Source organism: Desulfobacter sp. UBA2225, assembly GCF_002348205.1.
GTDB classification, from domain to species: Bacteria; Desulfobacterota; Desulfobacteria; order Desulfobacterales; family Desulfobacteraceae; genus Desulfobacter; species Desulfobacter postgatei.
Genome location: NZ_DDYV01000094.1, coordinates 1 through 1,717 on the forward strand (window position 1 = coordinate 1; position 1,717 = coordinate 1,717).

Annotated in this window: 2 protein-coding genes; both read left to right on the top strand. The window is 46.0% G+C overall.

Features of this window, described 5'->3' with window-relative positions:
* The coding region (locus tag B3D59_RS04990; protein ID WP_286818146.1) for a carboxynorspermidine decarboxylase at positions 1-1,055 on the top strand (1,055 nt) is incomplete at its 5' end.
* 73 nt (positions 1,056-1,128) lie between these two features.
* Positions 1,129-1,717, top strand: a 589-nt coding sequence (locus tag B3D59_RS04995; protein ID WP_286818148.1) for a saccharopine dehydrogenase family protein, incomplete at its 3' end; no start/stop codon positions are given.

Below are 1,717 nucleotides of genomic sequence, written 5' to 3' on the forward strand. Positions count from 1 at the left end.
CCGCCATGAGAGAACAAAGCGGTGCCAGGCTGCTTCTGGCCCTGAAATGTTTTGCCTCATGGGGAGTTTTCGATTTGATGAAACCATACATGGACGGCACCACCAGCTCTTCATACTATGAGGCCAGACTTGGATATGAAACCTTTGGCAAGGAGACCCATGCTTACAGTGTTGCTTACAGCAGCGAAGATATAAAAAAGGTCTCGGTATTTTCAGATAAGATCATCTTTAACTCCCTGTCACAGCTCCGGCAATTTTATCCGGAATGCAGCGACGTTACCTGTGGGATCAGAATCAACCCCGGTGTGAGCTACAGCCATTTTGACCTGGCAGATCCTGCCCGTACCTTTTCCCGGCTCGGGGTCACATCCACAACGGATATAGAAGCGGCCATGCCCATGGTTTCGGGCGCGATGATTCACTTTAACTGTGAAAATGAGGACGTGACGGCGTTTGAACAGCTGCTTGCCGGTATCAGCCATAAATACGGGATGTTTTTGCAACAATTTGACTGGATAAGCCTGGGAGGCGGCATCTCTTATACCGAAGACCATTTCGACACCCTACGCTTTGCGCAAATCATAAAAGCCTTTTCACAGAAATTCGGCTTGCAGGTCTATCTGGAACCGGGAGAAGCAGCCGTTACCCATACAACCACCCTTGTAACAACCGTGCTGGATATCGTTGAAAACACAAAAAAAATCGCCATTGTGGATGCCTCCATTGAAGCGCATATGCTGGATCTGCTTGTATACAGGGAATCGGCCGGTTTTGAAGGAACAGTTGTCCGGGGAAGCTTTCCATATCAAATAGCAGGAAGCTCCTGTCTTGCCGCCGATATTTTCGGAGAGGCTTGTTTTCAAAACGAACTTCAGATCGGTGATACCATCATGATTAAAGATGCCGCCGGTTATACCATGGTGAAGAAAAATTGGTTTAACGGTTTAAAAATGCCGTCAGTGGCGATCATGCGTCCTGACGGACACATTGACGTATTACAGGAATCTTCGTATACGGATTATAAAAGAAGCCTATCAACTGAATTAAGGACTTAACAGTGCTTTATGGCATACGTTTTATTTAGGTGGGGGTGAGAAACACTCGCTTGGTTAAAGAAAGGAAATAATGATGAGAAAAAACGTGATGATTATCGGTGCCGGGGGCGTGGCAAATGTTGCCGCTCATAAATGCGCACAAAATAATGATGTTCTTGGCAATATTGTCATTGCCTCAAGAACGCTGTCCAAATGTAAAAAAATTATCGACAGTATTGAGCGCAAGGGCAGCAAAAAGAGTAATGAATATTCCATAACAGCCTATCAAATAGATGCCATGGATATTCCTGCCACGGAAAAACTGATTAAAGAGACAGACACCTCGATTGTCATCAACGTGGGTACGGCGTTTATAAATATGAGTGTCCTTACGGCCTGTATCCATACAGGCGCAGCCTATATGGACACAGCCATTCATGAAGAGCCGGATAAAATATGTGAAACACCCCCCTGGTACGCCAATTACGAATGGAAACGTCGTGAAGCGTGCCGTGAAAAAGGCATCACAGCCATTCTCGGTGCAGGCTTTGATCCGGGCGTTGTGAACGCCTATGCCGCCTATGCCGACAGATATATTTTCGATGCCATTGATACCATTGACATCATGGATGTGAATGCCGGAAATCACGGAAAATACTTTGCCACCAATTTTGATCCTGAGA